This is a genomic window from Echinicola arenosa (genome assembly GCF_014841125.1).
Taxonomy (GTDB): Bacteria; Bacteroidota; Bacteroidia; order Cytophagales; family Cyclobacteriaceae; genus Echinicola; species Echinicola arenosa.
In genome coordinates this window covers 495,795-518,746 of the sequence record NZ_JACYTQ010000003.1, presented here as the reverse complement: position 1 = coordinate 518,746, position 22,952 = coordinate 495,795, and the positions used below count along the sequence as shown (strand labels likewise).

15 protein-coding genes are annotated in these 22,952 nt (G+C 38.1%); 11 read left to right on the top strand and 4 right to left on the bottom strand.

Annotated features, from left to right (window positions below; translation table 11 throughout):
* The first annotated feature begins 12 nt into the window (after positions 1-12).
* From IFO69_RS11405 to IFO69_RS11395, 3 genes are read left to right on the top strand one after another with little or no spacing between them, the layout of a single operon-like run.
* Positions 13-1,167: a cysteine desulfurase family protein gene (locus IFO69_RS11405; protein WP_192010226.1), complete on the top strand. Its 1,155-nt coding sequence runs from the start codon at positions 13-15 to the stop codon at positions 1,165-1,167.
* Position 1,168: 1 nt separating this feature from the next.
* Positions 1,169-2,308 carry an XdhC family protein gene (locus IFO69_RS11400; RefSeq protein ID WP_192010225.1) on the top strand — a complete coding sequence of 380 codons (1,140 nt, stop codon included), beginning with the start codon at positions 1,169-1,171 and terminating at the stop codon, positions 2,306-2,308.
* Between the two features lie 6 nt (positions 2,309-2,314).
* Positions 2,315-2,926 (top strand): nucleotidyltransferase family protein, encoded by a 612-nt coding sequence (locus tag IFO69_RS11395; RefSeq protein ID WP_192010224.1) that lies wholly within the window; start codon positions 2,315-2,317, stop codon positions 2,924-2,926.
* Positions 2,927-2,937: 11 nt separating this feature from the next.
* Here the strand turns inward: IFO69_RS11395 and IFO69_RS11390 are convergent, their stop codons facing one another.
* Positions 2,938-3,723, bottom strand: coding sequence for a glycerophosphodiester phosphodiesterase (locus IFO69_RS11390; protein WP_192010223.1), 786 nt, complete (start codon positions 3,721-3,723; stop codon positions 2,938-2,940).
* A 452-nt stretch (positions 3,724-4,175) separates the two neighbouring features.
* Here IFO69_RS11390 and IFO69_RS11385 point away from each other — a divergent pair, with 452 nt between their 5' ends.
* The 6 genes from IFO69_RS11385 (at position 4,176) to IFO69_RS11360 (ending at position 11,958) form a co-directional block, all read left to right on the top strand.
* Positions 4,176-4,541, top strand: a complete 366-nt coding sequence (locus IFO69_RS11385) for a response regulator (protein ID WP_192010222.1) — start codon at positions 4,176-4,178, stop codon at positions 4,539-4,541.
* A gap of 103 nt (positions 4,542-4,644) precedes the next feature.
* Positions 4,645-4,959, top strand: a complete 315-nt coding sequence (locus IFO69_RS11380) for a DUF6660 family protein (protein ID WP_192010221.1) — start codon at positions 4,645-4,647, stop codon at positions 4,957-4,959.
* A gap of 162 nt (positions 4,960-5,121) precedes the next feature.
* Positions 5,122-9,477 (top strand): CusA/CzcA family heavy metal efflux RND transporter, encoded by a 4,356-nt coding sequence (locus IFO69_RS11375; RefSeq protein ID WP_192010220.1) that lies wholly within the window; start codon positions 5,122-5,124, stop codon positions 9,475-9,477.
* Positions 9,470-10,645, top strand: a complete 1,176-nt coding sequence (locus IFO69_RS11370) for an efflux RND transporter periplasmic adaptor subunit (RefSeq protein ID WP_192010219.1) — start codon at positions 9,470-9,472, stop codon at positions 10,643-10,645. Before IFO69_RS11375 ends, IFO69_RS11370 begins: the two co-directional genes overlap by 8 nt.
* Position 10,646: 1 nt before the next feature.
* Positions 10,647-11,063, top strand: coding sequence for a Fur family transcriptional regulator (locus IFO69_RS11365; RefSeq protein ID WP_225444101.1), 417 nt, complete (start codon positions 10,647-10,649; stop codon positions 11,061-11,063).
* Positions 11,064-11,184: 121 nt separating this feature from the next.
* On the top strand, positions 11,185-11,958 hold the full coding sequence (locus IFO69_RS11360; protein WP_394354466.1) for a 3-keto-disaccharide hydrolase: 774 nt from the start codon (positions 11,185-11,187) through the stop codon (positions 11,956-11,958).
* Here the strand turns inward: IFO69_RS11360 and IFO69_RS11355 are convergent, their stop codons facing one another.
* Positions 11,959-13,149: a Pycsar system effector family protein gene (locus tag IFO69_RS11355; protein ID WP_192010217.1), complete on the bottom strand. Its 1,191-nt coding sequence runs from the start codon at positions 13,147-13,149 to the stop codon at positions 11,959-11,961.
* A gap of 53 nt (positions 13,150-13,202) precedes the next feature.
* Between IFO69_RS11355 and IFO69_RS11350 the strand changes: the two genes are divergently transcribed.
* Together IFO69_RS11350 and IFO69_RS11345 are read left to right on the top strand one after the other, a co-directional pair.
* Positions 13,203-14,066, top strand: a complete 864-nt coding sequence (locus IFO69_RS11350; RefSeq protein ID WP_192010216.1) for an SdiA-regulated domain-containing protein — start codon at positions 13,203-13,205, stop codon at positions 14,064-14,066.
* Positions 14,063-17,710 carry a BamA/TamA family outer membrane protein gene (locus IFO69_RS11345; protein WP_192010215.1) on the top strand — a complete coding sequence of 1,216 codons (3,648 nt, stop codon included), beginning with the start codon at positions 14,063-14,065 and terminating at the stop codon, positions 17,708-17,710. The genes IFO69_RS11350 and IFO69_RS11345 overlap by 4 nt, the downstream gene beginning before the upstream one ends.
* Here IFO69_RS11345 and IFO69_RS11340 read toward each other — a convergent pair.
* Both IFO69_RS11340 and IFO69_RS11335 read right to left on the bottom strand, forming a co-directional pair.
* Entirely contained in the window at positions 17,688-20,075 is a 2,388-nt protein-coding gene (locus IFO69_RS11340; protein ID WP_192010214.1) for a GAF domain-containing protein, read from the bottom strand. The two genes, IFO69_RS11345 and IFO69_RS11340, sit on opposite strands and share 23 nt — an antisense overlap.
* A 59-nt stretch (positions 20,076-20,134) precedes the next feature.
* Positions 20,135-22,927, bottom strand: coding sequence for a glycoside hydrolase family 2 TIM barrel-domain containing protein (locus tag IFO69_RS11335; protein ID WP_192010213.1), 2,793 nt, complete (start codon positions 22,925-22,927; stop codon positions 20,135-20,137).
* Positions 22,928-22,952: the final 25 nt, after the last annotated feature.

Genomic DNA, 22,952 nt, shown 5'->3' with positions numbered 1-22,952 from the left:
ACTAATATCTCAATGAAGAGACCAATTTATTTGGATTATTGTGCAACTACCCCTTGTGATCCTGAGGTGGTCAAAGTGATGATGCCTTACTTTTCCCATCATTTTGGTAATCCATCGAGTAATGATCATTTATTGGGGTGGGAGAGCAAAGAGGCCGTGGAAGTTGCCAGACAACAGTTAGCCACTCTGATCAATTGTAAACCAAAGGATTTGATCTTTACAAGTGGGGCGACCGAATCGATCAACTGGGTATTGAAAGGATTGTTTCATAATAATGGACGTAAAGGTCATTTTATTACAACCAAAATAGAGCATAGTGCAGTTTTGGATACAATGGCCTATTTACAAGAGCAGGGTGCTGAGCTTACCTTTTTGGAAGTGGACCAAAATGGCCAGATTTTGTTGGATGATTTGGAAAGTAGCATCCAAGACAATACACTTGGTTTCGTTTGCATGTATGCCAATAATGAAATTGGTACGATTCTTCCTATAGATAAAATAGGAGAAATAACTGTCAAATATAATATTGACCTGATTTGTGATGGTACACAGGCAGTGGGTAAAATTCCCATGGATCTTTCCTCTTCACCGATAGCATATATGGCTTTTTCTGCCCATAAGATGTACGGCCCAAAAGGTATTGGAGGATTATATATTGCCAATTCAGATTTGAAATCTAAGCTTGGTCCATTCCTTCATGGAGGAAAACAGGAGGGAAGCTTCAGAAGTGGGACGATGAATGTCCCTGGCATAGTGGGATTCGGAAAAGCTGCGGCCTTATGCTATCACTATATGGAGGTAGAATTTGAACAGTTAAGCTCTCTGCGTGATTATTTTGAATTAAAACTTGGGGAGTTGTCAGGGGTGATTATTCAAGCTTTTAATGGAAATAGACTTCCCAACGTCAGTAATGTTAGTTTTAGCGGAGTTGAGGGAGAAAGGCTAATACTTAACCTTAGCAAATACATGGCAGTGAGTAGGGGAAGTGCTTGCTCATCCATCATTCATCGACCTTCCCATGTGCTTAAGGCAATTGGTATGTCTGATGAGGATGCCTTAAACGCTATTCGGTTCAGTTTAGGAAGATTTACAACCAAAGAAGAAGTGGAGACCGCTTTGAAGGTAATTCGGGATACGGTATTGGATCTGAAAATGAATATCGTGTGAAATGAAGGAGATAAAATCCATTATATCGGCTTATAATAGTGCTAAAAAGGATGGTAAATCTGCTGCTTTGGCCACTGTCGTTCACGTGGAAGGTTCTTCCTATCGCGGACCCGGAGCCAGAATGTTGGTCGCGGATGATGGAAAGCTGACTGGGGCGATCAGTGGTGGATGTTTGGAGGGTGATGCCTTGAGAAAAGCCTTGATGGTAATGATGCAAGGAAAGCCTTTGACGCAAACTTATGATACATCAGATGAGTATGATGCTATAATTGGTGTTGGGCTGGGATGTGAAGGAATCATTAGGGTACTGATAGAACCCATAGATCAAAACGATCCAATGAATCCCATTCGCATTTTAGAACAGGCAACCCTTCAAAGAGAAGCTGCAGTATTGGTTACAATTTTTGACTTAAACCAGCCAAGATCTGTTCATCAAGGTACAATTATTTATGCTGTTGAAGGACAAATTGAAAATAGAGAAAGATTTAATATTGATCTATCTAAAAGCATAAGTGATGTACTTTCCAATCAAAGATCAAGCTTCAGGAATTTAGAATATCAGGGCAAAGAGCTAACGGCTTTTATGCAATATTTACCTGCTCCAATTAGATTGGTTATAGCTGGTGCTGGCAATGACATTATTCCATTGGTAGAGATGGCCGAAATTTTGGGATGGGAGATGATCTTACTGGATGGAAGACCAAGTTATGCGGACCATCATCGCTTTCCTAATTGTCAGGTGATCATAGGGCAACCTGAAAAAGTTCTTGATCAAGTGCAGTTGGATCCAAGAACTGCTGTTCTTTTAATGACACATAATTATAACTATGATAGAGCTTTGGTTAAAAGGTTGGTTCAATTAAAACCCAAGTATGTGGGAATGTTAGGACCAAGAAAAAAATGGGAGAGTATTAAGAAGGAAATGAAGTCTGAAAAAGGTTCATTATTGACTTTCCCTATGTACAGTCCTGTAGGTTTGGATGTCGGGGCAGAAACAGCGGAAGAAATTGCCCTTGCTATTATTTCAGAGATAAAAGCTGTTTTTTCAAATAGAACTGGCACTTTTCTCCATAAATTCAAAGATAGTATCCACCCTGAAAGAAATAATATCTCATTGGAGGAACTAATAAAAAATAACTAAGCAGAAGTGGGGCAAAAGACATTTTCCATCATTATTCTGGCAGCAGGTTTATCAAAGCGTTTAGGCGAAGCCAAACAACTGCTCCAGCTTAATGGCCAAAGCTTGATCCAGAAAGCTGCTAATATAGCTATTTCAGTTAGTCCAAAGGATGTTGTAATTGTTTTGGGACATTATGCTGATCAAGTTGAGAAGGAACTAGAGGGTCTAAATGTCTCCACAGCTATTAATATACACTATAAACAAGGAATGGGCTCTTCCATTAAATATGGGCTTCAATCAGCCTTAGGTTTGTGCAATAATTTGGATGGTGTCCTGATAATGGTTTGCGATCAACCATTTCTTTCCTCCAAGCACCTTTTTGATCTTTTATCAAAGTGGCAAAACAGCGACACCTCAATAGTGGCGAGTCAATACAATGCGGGATTGGGCGTTCCTGCCATTTTTGATCAAAAGCTTTTTCCAGAGTTATTGGAACTTAAAGGAGATAAAGGAGGTAAAAAAGTGATATTGAATCATATCACTAATACTGTATCTGTTTCTTTTGAAGATGGGAAAACAGATATTGATACTTTGGAGGAATATCAAAAGATCAAGGAGACGTATAAGAAGTCTCCTTGATAATCCATTGACTATTCTTGATTTTCTTCAATTAGCTTTAAAAGAAATTCAGGTTCATCCGTGGTGATAAAATCAGCTTTTTGCTCCAATAACCACTTCATATCTTCTTCTTTATTGACTGTCCAAGAATTGACCGTCAATCCTAAATCCTGAGCTTGTTGGATCCATTCAGGATTATTTTTCAATACATTAATATTATAATCAAAGCCAAAAAAGCCAGCTTTTGATAATTCTTCTGGGGTCTTATCTCCACTCAGATAGGCCACATTTGCATTGGGGTCTGTTTCTATGGCTTTCAACCCTCCCTCATAACTAAAGGTAATGTAGTCTACCCATTTTTCGGCCTTAAGTTCTTTTACTGTTTTTACCGATTTTTCAGCAATGAGTTTACTTCTTTCAACACTTATTTTTGATGGTTTGATTTCAAAAATTAATTTAGTTGTGTTTTGCTCCATTCCCTTTTGCAGGTATTGTTTTACGGTAGATATTTTCTCTCCATTTTCGTGGCTGAGTTCCAATAATTGCGCATAAGTGCTGGTTTCAATTGGTAATCCTTGAAAGTCAGCATCATGATTTACTACCAGGACTTCATCTGAGGTCATCCAAACATCAAACTCTGAGCCTTCACATCCAATTTGGATGGCTTTATTGAGAGAAGCGATGGAATTTTGAGGTAATTGATCTACTTTCCAAGCGCCTCGATGTGCGATTACTTTGTTGGTATGGAAAGAAGGTGAGCTGCAAGATATCACCATAAAACAGGAAATAAGTACCAAGCATAAAGTTAAGGTTTTCATAATAATTCTATTCGTAAGTTTTAATTGAAATGGTAAGTTAATTTATTAAAAACCTGTAAACATAAAATTGAATTGATTTCATGAAAAAATAACATAACCAAATGAAGTTAATTAATATAAGAGGAAATAGAGATGTTTTATCGTTAAAATTTATGTTACCCATTCAATCACTTGTGAAAACTTAATAAACTGATTTTTTGACTAACACGATAACATTATACTGAAGAATATTTGTTTTGAAATGTAATTCATATTGATATTTTTGTTATTTAAACCCAAATATACTTTATAAAGTGCTACTAAAGACTGGTAATAAAAAAGGTTTTAATGAGTAATATTTTAGTGATTAATTGATGATTTGAAAATATACTGCATTACCCTAATCACTATTAAACTCCTTTGTTGTCAGTTTTTATTAAAAATTAAGTAAAAGCTTATCACCCTAATTAAGTATGTTGAAAGTTATTATTGTTGAAAAAGACACCAATTTTTCAAACAACATTCATGAGATTTTAAATCTACACAAATTTGATATTCGGGAAGTAAATCGGATAGATGCTGTAGAAGCAGAGATAGTTGAATTCATGCCTGATTTACTTATTGTTTCTGTTAACTGGGATTTTAAGAGTTCTGGCATAGATCTCGTTAAAAAATTTCGGAAAGGATACAATATTCCAGTATTGTTAATCAATGATTTTTACACTCAAGTGGATGACTCTATTGATCTTTCTAAAATTTCAAATAGTGAGGCAATCAATAAACCATTCAAAACAAGAGATTTTCTTGCGGCTATTGATAGACTATTAAATAAAAAGTAATCAATAAACTCCGTTAGTCTTTTTATGGGGAAATAATAGGAAATTTTGCAGTTCAATTTTTTGCAATCCCATTGCATGGTTTTATTAGGTATATTTGTCCTTAATGAAGATCACGCAGATCATATTGCGTTATTATTTGTTGGTACTGATGCTTTTGCCATGTGCTGATGGGGATGCTGTATCCGGTACATTTTCAGAAGAGCCGATGATAGCCAATCATGATGCAGGTCATCATCATGGAGATATGGGGGATGATTGTTCTCCACTATGCGTTTGCCATTGTTGTCATATTCATTTTATGATCACTCAGAAACCTTCCGTAAATTTTGTTTCAGATTTCATTGCAATAAAAAATGCTCATTATCATGATTTTATTGGTATCCAACTTTTTGATTTTTTAAAACCACCTAGAAGCTAAATTTTTATTTCAGAGGACAAATGCGTCCAATTTTAAACGCTACTTAATTTTAAGGTAGTACCAATTCAATTATACAACTAGATCAGATGCCTTTTAGCACACGGCCATTTTAGCTCTAAAATGGTTATGCAAGATGTGTATCGATCTGTAAGCAAACACTTTATGATAAATCAGCTGATATCTTTTTCTATCAACCATAAGCTTATTATTGGGCTGTTAACATTGGCTTTGATAGTGGCGGGAATCTGGAGTATTAAGCAGGTTCCTATTGATGCAGTTCCAGATATTACAAACAATCAGGTTCAAGTAATTACACAAGCTCCTAATCTAGGAACAGAAGATATAGAACAATTTGTGACCTATCCGGTGGAGTTGGCCATGGCAAACTTGCCTGGAGTAAAAGAAGTCCGGTCAGTTTCTAGGTTTGGACTTTCAGTAGTAACCATCGTTTTTGAAGATAACCAAGGAACCTATCTTCCACGGCAACTGGTGGCGGAAAAACTGAATGATGTAAAGGATGAAATCCCAGAAGAATTTGGAAATCCTATGATGGGACCTATTTCTACTGGCCTAGGAGAGATTTACCAATACACACTGGAGGTGGATAGTTCCTACCATGATAAATATTCAAACACTGATCTGAGAACGATCCAAGACTGGATCATTAAGCGGCAAATGGCCATGGTGCCAGGGGTGGTGGAAGTAAATGCTTTTGGTGGGAAAATCAAACAGTATGAAGTGGCTGTATCTCCAGATGAGCTTAGAGCGATTGGAATTACCATGGGTGATATTTTTGAAGCACTCGAAAAGAACAACCAGAATACTGGAGGGGCTTATATAGAAAGAAACCATCAAGCCAATTTTATAAGAGGGGAAGGATTGGTGTCCAGTTTGGATGAAATAAAAAACATCTCTGTTATCAATCGCGAAGGTCTTCCCATTAAAATAAAGGATGTGGCTGATGTACGCTATGGGGAAGCTGTAAGGTATGGAGCACTGACCAAGAATGGCCAAGGAGAGGCCGTAGGAGGAATGATTTTGATGCTAAAAGGTGCCAATTCTGACCAAGTGATTCAAGCTGTAAAATCAAGAATATTACAAATACAGCAATCTTTACCTGATGGAATTTCCATCAAGCCTTTTTTAGACAGAAGTAAGTTGGTGGAAGAAACCACCTCAACGGTTACTTCAAATTTATTGGAAGGTGGTCTGATTGTCATTTTTGTGCTAGTCATATTATTAGGCAATTGGCGAGGAGGATTAATTGTCGCTTCCACCATTCCGTTGAGTCTTCTTTTTGCCTTTATTTTAATGAACGTCTTTGATGTTTGGGCGAATCTGATGAGTCTTGGAGCCATAGATTTTGGGATTATTGTGGATGGGGCGGTTATCATTGTTGAGAGCACTGTTTTCTTGTTGCATCAAAAAGTCATGAAAGGTGAAAATTTGAATAAAAAGTCAAGGCAAAAAGCTGCTAGCCAAGCTTCCAAAAGCATGATGAATGCTGCTTTTTTTGGCCAATTGATCATTCTAATCGTGTTTCTACCCATATTGGCTTTAGAAGGAGTGGAAGGGAAAATGTTCAAGCCAATGGCCCTTACATTCATTTTTGCTATGCTGGGAGCCATGATCCTTTGTCTAACCTATGTACCTATGGTTTCCTCATTTTTTATTCGTGTAGATAAAGAAAACAAAACTTCATGGGGTGACAAAGTGGTGATCTGGTTGGAAGATAGGTATACGCCACTTTTGCAAAGTGCTCTTCGACATGGAAAATGGGTTTTGGGCATTTCCATTGTGCTTTTTGGATTGACGGTATTTACTTTTAGTAGGATGGGAGGAGAGTTTATTCCTCAACTGGATGAAGGAGACATAGCATTTCACATCATTTTAAATCCTGGAAGTTCCCTTTCTGAGTCAATTGCGACATCCACTAAGATTGAAAACATCATATTGGACAATTTTCCGGAAGTGGATCAGGTTCTGAGTAGATTTGGGGTGGCGGATGTTCCTACTGATCCCATGCCTATGGATATTGGAGATTGTTTTATAATTCTTAACCCAAGGTCAGAATGGGTATCAGCTTCTACTAAGGAAGAATTAATTGAAAAAATCAAGGATAAAATTAGTGTCATACCAGGTGTTTCTTATGAATTTACCCAACCAATAGAAATGCGCTTCAATGAGCTGTTAACGGGGGTGAGAGAGGACATTGCCATTAAACTATTTGGAGAGGATTTAGAGGTACTTGCCCAAAAAGCCAACGAAATCGGCCAAATTGTTTCAAGCGTTGAAGGTGTTGCAGACATGAAAGTGGAAGCTACCACAGGTTTACCACAGATGACGATCAATTATGACCGGGAGAAACTTTCTCAATATGATTTAGATGTAGAAGATTTAAATACTGTTGTTCAAACAGCATTTGCAGGTAAAAAAGCGGGGGTGATTTTTGAGGGAGAAAAGAGGTTCGACTTGGTTGTTAGACTGGATTCCCTGTATAGAACACAAATTAATGATGTCCAAAATTTATATGTCAATACGGTCAAAAGAACTCAAATTCCTTTAAAAGAAGTGGCTGATATAAGCTACCAGCCAGGTCCTATGCAAATCAGTAGGGATAATACAAACCGAAGGACTTATGTGGGGATAAATGTTCGGGGAAGAGATGTAAAATCATTGGTACAAGAAATCAAACAGAAATTGGATTCAAGGTTGGATTTGCCAGCTGGTTATTATATCAGATATGGTGGGGCCTTTGAAAACCTAGAGAGAGCGACTTCTCGGCTGAAATTGGTCGTTCCCTTGGCATTGGCTTCAATATTCATTTTGATCTTTTTCGCATTAGGATCTTTACGGCAAACCTTCATGATTTACATGGCTATTCCGTTGGCTGCTATTGGAGGAGTTTTTTCTCTTTGGATTCGTGGAATGCCATTTAGTATTTCTGCGGGCGTGGGGTTTATCGTGCTTTTCGGAGTAGCAGTTTTGAATGGACTGGTTTTGATCAATGGTCTCAATGAGTTGAAAGAAGATGGAAATTTAAGTTTGTTGGAGCGAATCAATAAGGGAACAAGGAGAAGGATCAGGCCTATTCTGTTGACAGCGCTTACAGATATTCTGGGTTTTCTTCCTATGGCCATTTCTTCATCCTCAGGGGCAGAAGTGCAGCGACCATTGGCTACTGTGGTTATTGGGGGATTGATTACATCTACTATGCTCACCTTGTTTGTTTTGCCTATACTTTATCAGTGGATGGAAGCCAAACGCTTTAAAATGGCTGTTTCCAAGCCTGCAATCATGTTGGGTTTTACATTAATGTTCGGTTTGTTCTCTTTTACTTCCAACGCCCAAGAAGAGGAGAATCTTCCAGAACTAACGCTTCAGGAGGCTATTCAAAAGGCAAAGGATAATTATCCAATGATTAAAAGTGTACAATTGGAAATTGATAAACAGGAGGCTTTGAGGAAAACGGCTTGGGATTTAGGAAATACACAAATATTCACTGGAGGAGAAGAAATTACAGATGGTGTTGGAGTTTATACCCAGGTGGGTTTTCAGGTACAGGAGTTAGATATTTTTGGTGTTCCAGCAAAAAGTAACTACCAAAAACAGCAAGTTGCTTTGGCAGAAGCAGCTTTGAATCTCTCAGAAGTAGAATTATCAAGACAAGTAAGCTTGGCCTTCAAAGATGTTTATCTGAGCAAATTAAAATACCAACTTCTCTTAAGGATGGATTCTTTGTACGGAAATTTTGAAAAGGCGGCAAAGATCAGGTATGATATTGAAGCAACCAGTAAACTTGAGTGGTTGGCAGCTCAAAACCGATCGGGACAAATCGAAATACAGAAAAACCAAGGATATTATGATTATAAGGTAGCTCTTCAAAAGTTTAATTTGTGGTTAGTAAGTGACACTTTGTTTACTACTTCTTCAGAAGATGAGTCGGTTTATTTAGAACTAATGAATCCATCAATTCCTATCTCGGAACACCCCCAAATAAACATGGCTAATGAAAAAAGAGAGTTAGCTGAGTTTGCTTTGAAAGCGGCTAAATCTGGGTATCTACCAAAGCTAAGTGCACAATATGGCATCCAAGAAGTTTCAGGCAATTCTGGATATTATTCTTATCAATTAGGGATTAGTGTCCCATTGGCATTTAATCAAACACAGGCCAAGGTGCAATCCGCTAAGATTAGTCTAGAGCAAGCGAACCAATCTCTAAGGCAAACCCAAATGGAATTCCAAACTGCTTATCGAACGGCTTTACAAAATTACAATAAGTGGCGATCATCTTATCAGTTTTACAAAGAAGAGGCCTTGCGATTAGTAATGGAGCAGGAAAAAGGGGCCTTGTTGGCTTATAGAGAAGGTGCAATAGACTATGTGGCCTTCCTACAAAACCTAAGTGATGCATTGACCATCGAGATGGATGCATTAGAAACGCTGGACAAATATTTGGAAAGTAAGATTGCACTTGAATATTTTCAAAATCCCCTAAATGAATCAAACAATGAATAGAAATACTTACATCAGCATATTTTCTCTGATCGTTATGGCTTTTGGATCAGGGTGTAATAGTCCTCAGGAAGCAGGGCTGAAATCAAAAGAAATTATAGAAGAAGAGCATGGAGAGATAGTTCTCCTCAGCGATGATCAAGTGAATAGCTTGAAGCTTACCATAGATAAAGTTCGTGAGCAAGGTGTGGCCACTTATGTAGAAGCAAATGGAGAATTGGAAGTTCCTCCACAAAATGAAGCCTCCATTACGGCTTATATTGGAGCCAATGTGGCTGTTATTAATGTGATCGAGGGTGATTATGTTAATAAAGGCCAAGTTTTGGCCAGATTGAGTCACCCTGAATTGATCAAACTTCAAACTGCTTACCAGCAAGACTGGAACAGATTGAAGTATTTAGAGAAAGAAAACAGTAGGCAGGAAACCTTGTATGAAAAAGAGGTAGGTTCTGGTAGGGACTTGCAAAAAATACAATCTGATTTGGCCGCCCTAAAAGGACAAGTAAATGGCCTGAGAAATCAGTTAAAGTTATTGGGTATTGAGGCAAGTGTCTTGGAAAATGGTGAGGTAACAGAACAAGTACCGGTCAAAAGCTCAATTTCAGGATATATCAAAAAAGTCAATATCAAAACGGGCCAATATGTTGCGCCGCAGTTTGAAATGTTTGAGGTAGTGAATATTGAGCATATTCATGCTGATTTGATGGTTTTTGAAAAAGATGTCCATTTAGTAGAAAAAGGGCAGAAAGTACGTTTTAGTGTCCAAACAGTCCAAAATGAAGAATTACAAGCTGAAGTTTATGCAGTAGGCAAATCATTCGAACAAGAGCCCAAAGCAGTTCATATTCACGCTGAAATAGAAAATAAGAAGGGTTTATTAATCCCTGGAATGTATGTGCGCGGCCAAGTCTTGGTTGGAGAACAGTCCTTATTAGCGGTTAGGGAGGGAGCTTTGGTGAAAGAAGGTAATGAATATTTTATCTTTTCAGCACAAAAGCTAGCAGATGAATGGTCCTTCGAACCAGTTCCTGTTAAAGTAGGTGTGAAAGATGGAAATTGGTCTTCTATCAACTTCGTTAATCCTGAAGATGCCAAGAAGGAATTTGTGATTGATAATGCTTATTACATTATGGCAGAAATGAAAAAAGGTGAAGGAGGACACCATCACTAAAATGAAAATCAAAAGTTTGGAGAAATATTTGAGCAGTAACAGTATCCGCCCAACAGCCGTGAGGCTGTTGGTGTTGGAGACCTTATTGGCCCAAAAAGTGGCCATAAGCCTTACTGATTTAGAGAACTCTTTTGAGCATTCGGATCGTGTGACACTGTATAGGACCTTGAAGACTTTTCAAGAGAAGAAAATCATTCACAGTATCGATGATGGTACGGGTGTGATGAAATATGCACTTTGCGAGGAAAGCTGCAATTGCGCTATTGAAAAAGACCTTCATGTTCACTTTTACTGTCGGATATGCAACGGTACTTTTTGTTTGCCTGATTTTAAGATCCCAAGCATTGGATTGCCAAAGAAGTTTGTGCAAGAAGAGGCGAATCTAGTGGTCAAAGGAATTTGTGATCAATGTAGTTGATTGATTAAATCGATACAGCTCCTGAATATTTGGATAATCGGTTGGAAGTTTCTGTATTATTTTATCTAAATTGGTTTTACAATTTGTCCTTTACCTAATTAAGCCTAAAAATAATAAACCTATGAACCGTAGTATTTTTAAGAGTGTATTTTCCTGTTTGTTAATTTTTTTACCTTTAGTCTCAATGGCTCAAATAGGAGTGGGAGCTAAAAAGCCAAGGAGTGCTCATTGGCTTTTTGATGGAAGCAAAAAAATGCTGGATAAAAATTGGGAATATTGGGAGGGACCAAGATTGGCAGCAGAGCCTCCCATAAAATGGAAGATAGTAGATGACCCTGTAGATGCTGGAACAGCAGTCAATACCAATGACCCTGCCGCAGCTAACGGCCTATATGGAGCTGCGGATATTGTCACCAAAGAAAAATTTAAGGATTTCAGGTTGCATATAGAGTTTCTGATCCAGCATCCTGGAGGAAATAGCGGTGTATATTTACAAAATCGATATGAGATCCAGGTCTTGGATGGAGATTCTACAGCTCATGGAATGGCCGCTATAATCAATGAGAAAGCAGCTCCATATTCAGCTTATAATGGATTAGGAAAATGGAATGCTTATGACATTACTTTTAGGGCGGCGCGCTTTGACAAAGACGGTAAGCTTAAGGAAAAGGCTTTGGTAAGCATTTATTTCAATGGCCAAAAGATTCATGACAACGTCCATATCCAACAGGTTTGGGGTGGGCCAAATTCAGGTATTGACGGTGGAAATGATGGAGGTAAAGGAATCACTGACCAACCTGGAGGAATTAAGCTACAAGCGGAAGGTCATGATGTGCTTTACAGAAACATTTGGATAGAAAAGCTGGACATTGAGGGTTCCCAAATTGATTTTTGATCAATAGGTATCCACTGGGAAAAAGACTGAAGCCACCACAAAAGCCAGTATGGATACAATAAACCCAAACATAAATACCGTATAACTTTTTCTTAGAAGTTTGTATTTCTTCCCTAAAACTTGCCCAAGGTAATAGATATCTTTAGTCATGCTGCCATATAGAAAATCAGCATCTTCCATCATTTTCTTCATGCCATATTGATATTCTTCCAATTTCATTTCATGAAAATTTCCAAAGTAGAGCAGGTTCGACTCTTTTTTATCAATGGCTTCTCTAGTGACTTTTCCTGAGCTAATGTTTGGTCTGGTGGCCAGTATGGCAAAGACCATGGTAATCAAACTTGTGCTGAGCAACATGACTGTCGGAATGATATAGTTGGGAAATTCTTCTAATTTTCTTAAAAGTACCGAAACAATAATAGTTAGGATAATTGAATTAACAGAAATCATGATATTTGCCTTGTTGTCTGCTATTGAACTAAGTTCAAGGTGATTTCTGGATGTAGTACGGAATAGCGTTTCTATTCCTCTCTCGGGGCCTTTATTTTTTTTATTCTTCTTTTTCTTAGGTTTATCAGCTTCCATTTCCTCTATTTTTTGAACCAAATCAGCCATGTTTTTTTGCTTGCCTGCTATTAAATTTTGCCTACAATATTCTGTATGGTACTTGTGTTTTCCTAGGAAAATCAAATTCGATTTAAGCCATGATAAAATATCAATATCAAACACTTTCATTTGAATAAACTCTTCCCAGAGTTTTAATGAACGGTCATAATAATCTTCGCTCCCGAGGTGAAAAAGATCCGCATCACAAAGGATTTCTTCAACAAGGCCATTTGGATTTTGGGGCATTTTGGTGGATTTAATCGCTGACTTGACTTTTGAGATAAAGTTGATGCTGGCACCTTCTTGAGTCAGAAAGTCCTCTGCAAGTTTGGCACTTCTATTTTCATGGTCTTTAAGTTCAGTTCTTCCCCAGCAACCGGAATCATGAAACCAAGCAGCCACCAATAGAGCATCATAATCTTCCTCAGTAAGGGAATAGTTCTCAGCGATTTTAGCTGCAGCTTTTACTACATCTTCCGTATGTTCTAAATTATGATAAATGAAAAGTTTGGTATCATTACTTTGAAAGTGACCTTTCACATATCCAGAAACTTTCTCTATAATTTGAATTTTGGTTGGTTCCATACTTTTTATGTCCCTTGAAAAAACTAAATTTAACAGTAATATATCACTAAAGCATGCATCACTTTAAATTTATAGTCTTTTTCTTTTTTGTTATAATTTCATCTTGTGGATTGAGAGAAAAACGTTTTGATGGTGAGTATATTTCTCCTCCTGGATATAATTTAGCTGAGCCAGAAAAACTTATTCTTCCGGAAAGATTGGATGAAGTGTCAGGACTGACTTTAGCTCCTAATGGTAACTTTTGGCTCATAGAAGATGAGTCTTCAGTAATCTATGAAATTGCTTGGCCAAATAATAGGGTAATTCGCATGAGCAAGTTTGCCAAAAACATGGATGTTGAGGATGTTTTATGGACTGGTGATAGGTTGTTTGCATTGAAGAGTAATGGTGATTTATATGAAGTTAGAAATGTTTTCGACCAAGATGTAAGTTCAATTAAATACAATTTTCCATATGAAGGTAAGCGTGATCTTGAATCTGTTGGTCATTTTGATGAAGAAAAGCTTATATTATTTTGTAAGGAGTGCAAATTAGATGATGATAAGAATGTTTCCAGCGCATTTTGGTTTAATATAAAAGAAGGTAAGTATTCAGAAGCCAAGGATTTTAAATTGACGGAAAAGAAAATGCGTAGGCTTCTACATGAACAAGACGAGTATAAATTGACAATAAAGCCTTCAGCTACGGCATTGCATCCCATTTCTGGCAAGTTATATGTCCTTTCATCAGTGGGGAAATGGCTTTTGATAATGGATAAATTTGGGGATATGGAGTCTTTGCACAGACTTGATCCTAAATTATTTAAGCAAGCTGAAGGAATCACTTTTGATGATACAGGCAATATGTTTATCTCCAATGAAGCGGACGGAGGGAATGCCAATATTTTAAAGTTCTCCTATAAACCTGAAATGAAATGAAAAGGAGCTTATTGATAATTTTATGGTTTGGATTAGTTGGAAGCTCATTTTCACAAGAAATCACTCAAAGGCTTTACCTTATCGGGGATGGTGGACAGCTAGATGGCAACTCTCATCCTGTAAGTCTGATGGTGGAAAAGATGCTCAAGAGAGAGCTTAGTGGAATTAAATCGGATGTTATTTTTTTAGGGGATAATATTTATCCTAAAGGCATGCCCGAATTGGGGGATAAAAGGGAGACCTTAAGTAAGGCTATCTTAGACGCTCAGTTTGCATTTTCCAATCAGGTAGAAGGAGAAATCTGGATGATTCCTGGTAATCATGATTGGGAGAAAGGACATGATGGAGGCTGGAATGCAATTCTTAGAGCACAAGCCTATGTGGATTCATTACACCTGAACAATGTTTTTTGGGTTCCGCAAGATGGCTGTCCTGGTCCTTATGTGCGGGAACTGAATGAACATACTGTGTTGATAGCTATTGATAGTCAATGGTGGCTTCAGCCGGTCAACAGGCCTGGACTTGATTCAGATTGTGAATATAAGTCTGAAGATGAATTGATAGCAGCTATTGGGGATGTCTTTGAAGCCAATCAGGATAAATTAGTGTTACTCGCCATGCACCATCCCATGGAGACCTTTGGAGAGCATAACGGAGCTTTTAGCTGGAAGGACCATCTCTTTCCCTTTACTGCCATTAACCCAGATCTATACATTCCATTGCCGGTAATTGGTTCGATTTATCCTTTGTATAGAACTTATTTGGGCAATATTCAGGATGTTCCTCACCCAAAATATCAGCAATTAATCAAAAGCATGGAAGCTATCATGGAAGGTCATCCTAATGTGGTGGTGCTTTCTGGGCATGAGCATGCTTTGGAGTATACCATTACTCCGGAAGCACGCCATATTGTGAGCGGTGCAGGATCTAAAAGTACATTGATCAAGAAGAAAAATCCGGCGGAATTTACTTACGAGCAACAAGGCTTGGCGGTTCTTGACTTTTATTCAAATGGTGAGGTCAAGTTGGATTTTTACAGTTTAGAAGAAGGTTTTGACCCGATTTACTCTGATATAGTCTATACAAAATCAAGTGGGCAGCAGCAGGAAGTTATCCAAGCCAAGTTGCCATTTCGAGATTCTGTCAAGGCGGCAGTAAGCCAACAGTATTTTGCAGGGCCCGAAGAAGAGAAGTTTTATGGAAAAAACTATCGGAATGAATGGGGACAACCCATTTGGTTCCGCACGTTTGATTTAAAAAAGGAAAGAGGAGGAATGGAGATTGTCAAGCGAGGAGGAGGAATGCAGACGAGGTCTTTAAGGTTGGCTGATTCAACTGGAAATGAATTTGTGTTGAGGTCGGTGGATAAATTTCCTGAAGCGGCTATTCCGGCGGTACTTAGAAATACGGTTGCTAAAGATATTGTCCAAGATCAAATTTCAGCTTCCCATCCCTATGGCGCTTTGATTATCCCCAAATTGGCTGATGCAGCAAAAGTATTCCATACTAATCCAGAGTTGGTGTGGTTACCAGACGATCCTGAATTGGGTATTTATCAGAAAAATTTTGGAAATGCAGTCTACCTTTATGAAGAGCGTGAAATCACTCCTGAAAAACTGGAGGATGAAGAATACAAGTTTTATAGTACAGATAAAATGTTGAGAAAACGCTATGGAGATCAGGACTATGAATTGGACCAAAAGAAGATTTTGAGGGCTAGACTTTTGGATTTGTATATAGGGGATTGGGACAGACATGATGACCAATGGAGATGGATTGGGGTTGAGGACAAAAAGGGAAGAGCATTCGTGCCTGTGCCCAGAGACAGAGATCAAGCATTTTTTGTAAATGAGGGCGTGTTGCCCAAGATATTTAGCCGAAAATGGATCATGCCCAAATTCCAAGGCTTTGGATATGAGATGCGGGATGTGAATGGTTTTATGTTCAATGGACGCTATTTTGATCGATCTTTTTTAAACGATCTTGACAAAGAGGACTGGGAGGAGGAAGCTGATAAGTTTCTTGAGCGTATGGATGATGAAGTCATTGAGGGGGCGGTACACAGTTTGCCGGATGAAATTTACGTACACAGAGGTATTGAAATAACGGATAAACTTAAATATCGGAGAAGTTGGTTAAAGAAGGAAGCTTTAAAGTACTATGAGTTTATTTCCAAAGCTGTTGATGTGTATGGAACCCAAAAAAGTGAGCTGTTTGAAATCAGACATGAAGATGATGGCAAAGTGGACGTGGAAGTCAGCAAGATTTCCAAAAAAGGGAATGTAAAGCAAAAAATCTATAACAGGAAATTCGACCCTAATGAAACCAATGAAATCAGAATTTATGGATTGGGGGGGGAGGATATTTTTGAAATTACTGGATCAGGCCCTGGTGAAATTAAAGTACGGGTTTTGGGTGGATTTGATACCAATTTAATTCAGGATAAAAGTGATTTGGACCATAAAGCAAATCTAGTTTACCATTGGAATAAGCAGCAGGATACATTGTTGTTAGGAGAATCATCTAAGTTGATATCTTCCAAAAAACCTTCTGTTTATGAATATGACCGTAAAGCTTTTAAGTATGACATGTTATTTCCGCTCGTATCTTTAGAGTACAATGTAGACGATGGTATATTTCTTGGAGGTGGGGTACAATGGACTACTCAAGGGTTTAGGAAAGAGCCTTTTGCGATGCAACAAAGTATTAAAGCTAATATAGCCATCAAGACTTTGGCTGTTAATTTATACTATCAGGGCAGGGCAGTGGATGTACTTAAGGATTGGGACGTGGAATGGGATGCTACAATCAAGGCACCCAATTATGTCAATAACTTTTTTGGATACGGAAACGAGAGGGCAGAGTTTGACAAGGACAAATATGGCTACAAATATTATCGTGTACGCTACAACCAAATCAATCTCAACACTTGGTTGAGAAAGGATCTTACTAAAAATGTTCTTTTCAGGGTTGGGCCACTGTTACAGCGGACCCGGATGGATGAAGATGATAATTTTGGCAAGTATATCTATTCACCAGATCAGACAGATGTGGATGTACAGGATTTGGAAAATGCCAAACTATATGCAGGGTTGAATGCTCAGTTGGTAGTTGATGATACAGATCACCCCAAGATGCCCAATCGTGGGGTGAAATTTGTACAACAGTTTAGCCATCTGCAAGGAATCAATGAATACAGTGGTGACTTAACACAGATGAATACAGCTTTGACACTTTATTGGAGCAGACAGATTCCATCAATTATCACTTGGGCCACCCAATTTGGAGGAGGTGTCAATTGGGGTCAATATGAATTTTTCCAAGCCCAAACACTGGGAGGAATGGACAATTTGAGAGGATATCGAAGAAGTAGGTTTGCTGGAGATGCGATGATTTATAACAATACAGAAGCCCGCATCAGGTTAAGTGATTTTACAACCTATCTCTTTCCAGCCACAGTTGGAGTTACTATTTTCCATGACATAGGAAGAGTGTGGTACAAAGATGAAAACAGCTCCAAATGGCACAATAGCTTTGGAGCTGGAGTTTGGTTGGCACCTTTGAATTTGATGGTGCTTTCCGGCACAGTGGCCATTAGCAAAGAAGGGGTATTGCCTACCTTTACTTTTGGTTATCAGTTTTGATTTTGTCTTTTTGCTTATTTGGATAATCAGAATATGGAATATCAGCCAAATTGATCCTCAAGGCTTTCAAACCATTTACACCCTGCAAATCTTCCAGGTCTAGTTGTTCTACTTTATCTCCTAGAAGTCCTTTGTTTTGAAGATAATAGATGTAATCCAAGTATTCTTCTGCTTCTTTAGGTTGGGTATAGATGATGGCAATAGTACCTGGTTGGGTCAGCCTTTCTTTGCTGTTTAAAATCAAGGCCTTGTCTATTCGCTTTTTCATGATCTCGTAGCGAATATTATAAGCTCCTTCTACATCAAATTTCCTTTCATCCATCCTAAAACTAATAGACAGTGGTGCACTGTGTACTAGGAGTAACTGGGTGGTTTCAAGTGGAATAGGGAGTTTTGACTTCAGAGATTGGCTTAAAAACGCACTTTCACATAGTGTGGTGAGTTGCCAAAGTTTGAGGTTTTTAAGATAAATAGGATCGAACATCCGATCTTTTACCAAGGACTGGCCAATGTAGATATTATAATCAATACCATCCGTTTTGTATTTCTCGAAATAATGCGGAAACATTTTCTGGGCCTGAACCTGAGCTTGCTCTATATGCTGCCCAATGGCTTGATTGATTATGGAAAGGCTATCTTCAAATGCCTTTCTATTCTCATAAAGTATTCCCAACTCAGCATCCATGGTGGAGAAGTAATCATTGACCAAAGGCTCTAGCTCAGGCTGAACTTTTTTCAGGTGTTTGAAAAGAGGCTCCAATTCATCCAATAGAAATTGGTTGATTTTTGATTCATCTTCAGAAATCAAGATCAACTGGATATCTTGAAGCATCTGCCCAATTTTGAATTTCATTTTTTCCAATACGGGCAAATAGTGGCTTTCAAGTGCTTGGGATATAATATCTGAACCTAATTTCAGCTGTTGTTGCAAGTCTTTTTGGATGGACTCTACACGTGTGGCGGATGAATTTCGAATATCCACAGCAGCATAAAGCGGGTAAACATCGTCAAATATAACAGGTTGGAGTTTGGAGTTTTTTCCATTTTCCTGATCCAAAATATTTTGGACAGCCACATCAAGAAATTTCCACTCGATGGATGGTTGGATAGCGGTATAGTTTTTTCTGATGACTTTCTGCACTTCATACTCAAACTGTTTGCTGTTTTTTTGAAGTGCCATTGCCAAGGGCTGATTGATGTTTTTCAGTTTGGACAGCATCATGTTGTTTAAAATTCCCTTTTCCTCAGAACAGATCTCCAAAACCCCAACAGGGCTATCCCCATACTGCAAGGGTAAAATAATTATTTCCTCAATGCCCAACTGTTTAATGGTTTTGTAGGAACTATTAGCCTCAGGACATTCGTCAAATTCATTGAGGAAAATTGGTGCGCTGATAGTGGATAGAAAATTTATGGCACTTTCATAATTTTTGTCACAATCCATCTGGCAAATCTGCCTAATTAAGTAACTGTTGGCCAAGCGTTTTTCCGATATTAGGAATTTGTCCTGAAATTTTTGGAATGCGGCAATTCCCACTTTGATTTTAGCATTTCCCAATAAGCTCTTCACACTTCTTTCAATGGTTTCCAAAAACTTTGGAGAGGCAAAATCATGATCATTTAACAAAGCCGTGTTCAGTTCAGCAATGCTTTCAGTTTCGGTGAAATCTTTCAAAAAACCAATTGAAAAGCCATTAAACTTAAACTTATCAAGAGGTAAAACTTGCTGTAGTCTATTGAAATCATTCATACATGGAGTAGTCCCTGAACAAGAATTCATGATGGTTTCCTTGGATGGAAGTTCCATTAAGGCCTCAGCATCAACAAAGTCGACATTGATTTCCAAATAATAGTACTTATCTATTCCGTTGATATTGATCATTTTATAGATCAATGAATTAGACTCTTCTATTTCAATACTGTAAAACTTCTTTAGAATAACTTGATAAGCATGGAAAAGCTTTGAGTAGTACATTTCTGTTTGCTTCGCTTCAATAAAGCAGGCAGGGCTGTCCCTAAGGCTTGAAAACATTTCCTGAAATAGTCGGGAACTATAAATAATATCAAACTCAAAAGGCTTCGACATCAAAAACAGTTGTCTGGACAAATTAAGTGATACTGGAAATATACATTGTACGATGAAAGCATAAGCTTCTTTATCTTCTTGAAGCGCTTTTACATCAATTTTATCCTGATTTAGGATGGGATACTTTTTGATGTCCTCCAAAAACCTTTGAACCTGCGGAGTATATAGATCTCCTTCTTTTACTTTTTGCTCCCACCAATTAATCAATGGCTGAAAGGAAAGATCATTACTTAGACCAAAAGTATATTCTGTATTTTTCCAAAGAGATTTTAAATCCATATTGCTAGGCGTTATTCAGAATATACTGTTTTTTGTGAAAAAAGGTTCAATTTAGGAATCTATCTAAAGTCAAACCAAAGTATGATAGGATCATTGACATCTCCGCCATGGCCGACACTGCTTCCTTTTTGTGATTGTGGTCCGAGGTCTTTGGCATCATGAAACTTGGTTCCAATAGCAGGGATTTTATATAGAAATGATAGATCTCCCTCAGGAAAAGGAACAGTTAAATTTTGATTGGTAAAGGGAGAGTCTTCAGGAGTAAATAACCTGAAGAACAAGCCAGGTGTTTCATTATAAACCTTAAACGAACCATTGGAGTAGGATAGCTCATAAGCATAAAGGTTAGAGTGATATCCTTTGAACTCAGGGTATCTCAGCTTTCCTTTTTGACTGAAACCAGTAATGGTATTGTTGTATCCCTTTTCCCAAAAGCCAAATTTAGGGCCTCTCATTCTGTTTTGCCAGACTCTGTAAGGCCCATTTCCGATCCATTTAATGCTTTTGACTGCTTCCTCAGGAAAAGAAAAATGGATACCCAAATATTCGACTTCGTTCATTCTGGAAAAAGCTGCTGCAGCTTCGAATTTTACCAAACCGTTACCATAGAATGTCCATTGAATTTCCTTAGGATAACTTTCGTATTTGCCTGTGATTACAATATTACCATCTGCATCATTGCTTTGAGTTACATCAATAACTTTGAATTCTGCAGTTTGTATTGGGCCAGTGAAAGCAATTGAAACACCGTTTTTTTTCAAGCTTTCCAACTGTCCATTTTTTTTGTTGATACCATACTCTAGCCCTGCTGCTGTTATAAGCCAAAAATCTTCATTACTTGTGACCATGCTTGGATTAGAAGATGAGTTTTCATCTTTGTTCGTGAGTTGGTCTTGGATGAATTCTTTGGGCTGCTGGATAGGCCAGGACCAATTATTGACCATATTCCCAGTTTCATCTTTTATTTTGACTTCTAACCAATCAGCCATCGATAGATCGGTTGTTAATGGTAATTGGATTTGTTTAGCTTCTCCTGGTAAAATATCTCCTAGAGTCAAGTTACCTGATTGTAGTGGATGTTCTTGCCACTGCTGAATAGCATAAAGTTGCCATTCAACTTTAAAGCCTTTTAGGCTTGTATAATGATGATGATTTTCAATAATTATCTTGCCATCAAAATTCTCAGAAATCAATTTTTTACTGATTTGGACGGGAGACCAAATGTCTTTGATTGTATAGAAACTTCCTTCTTTTTCTCGGTATGGGCCAACGATTCCGTCAGGTGCATGATTTCTATCCGCATCTAAGCTATCTGCTCGGTCGGTTCTCTCAATGGCCTCATCAGAAAATACCCAAAGAAAACCTCCAGCGGCTCTAGGGTTTTTAAGGTAGTCAGTCCAATAATCCTCTAATCCTGCACCGTGTCCACCATCATATAGGCCATGAAGCATTTCGGTAGGCATAAACACTTCATTTCCATTGGAAAGTCTGTTGACCCCGGCTTTGAATTTTGGATAATGAAAAGCGTCCATACCATTCTTATTTAGCCAAGGATAAATTACAGGTCGTTTTTGGATATCATAGACATGAAACCATTTTTCATTGGCAAAGTCCCAACCACCTTCATTACCATGATCCCATATGATCACTGATGGATGGTTCTCATCTCTTAGCACCGTTTCTTTGATTAATTTTGGACCAACTATGGTATCATAACCATCTTGCCAACCTGTCACTTCGTTCAGAACAAAGAGGCCTAAAGAGTCGCAAAGAGCCAGAAAACGCTCATCAGGAGGGTAATGGCTCATCCGAACAGCATTCATGTTCATCTCTTTCATTAAGCTGATGTCTTCTTTATGATTGGCTTCGCTTAATGCACGGCCTGTTTTGGGGTGAAAAGAATGTCGGTTCACTCCTTTTAGCATTACCTTGGTTCCGTTAACGTACAGACCATCATTTTCTCTCAAATCAACTGTTCTGAAACCTATCCGCTCTGTTTGGGTATACAATGGTTTCCCGTTTTGGATAAGGGTGAATTTGGCATTATATAAGTTGGGTCGTTCCGGGTTCCAAGGAATAATATTTTTAACCTGATCTTTGAAATTGGGTTCTGATTGCTCTAAGACGTGTTTAAAATTGCCTATAGTTTGACCGGTATTCAAATCAGTAATTTCAATATGTACTTCCCCTTTTTTGATGGGTTTGTTCGTCTTAATGAGCACATTGAATTCTCCAGAAGCTTTAGCATCAATAGCGATACGCTTAAAGTTAGTGGCAGGAAATACTTCAAGATATACTGGTCTAAAAATCCCTCCAAAAATCCAGAAGTCCGCCTGTCTTTCGGCTCTGTTTATGGATTCGTTATCGGAGTGCTTAGCTACTTCTACCTCAAGTAAATTTTCATTCCCATACTGAAGTAAGTGAGTAATATCATATTTAAATTCATAAAAGGCTCCTTGATGCATCGGACCTGCACTTTTTCCATTGATTTTGACCTTGGTATCAGTCATTGATCCTGCAAATACAATTTGGATACTTTTTCCTTTCCAGTTAGGAGGGACATTAAAAGTATGCTTGTAAAAGCCCGTTTCTTGGCCCAATTTTCTGTCTTTTTCCCTATGATCGTGGCCATAGTTATAATTTCCAAACCCATGCTGCTCCCAGTTTGAAGGGACGGGAATGGTCAGCCATTGGCCTGATTTTCTTCCTTCAGATACCATAAACTCCCAATCAACAGGACTGCCAGCATCTATACCTGATAGATAAATTCTTGAATAATCAGAATCATTTTGGGAATAGGAAAATGAGAGGGATAATAATGTGAATAAGAGGAAAAGTAGGGTTATTTTCATTGGTCAAAGTAAATTTGCAATAGGT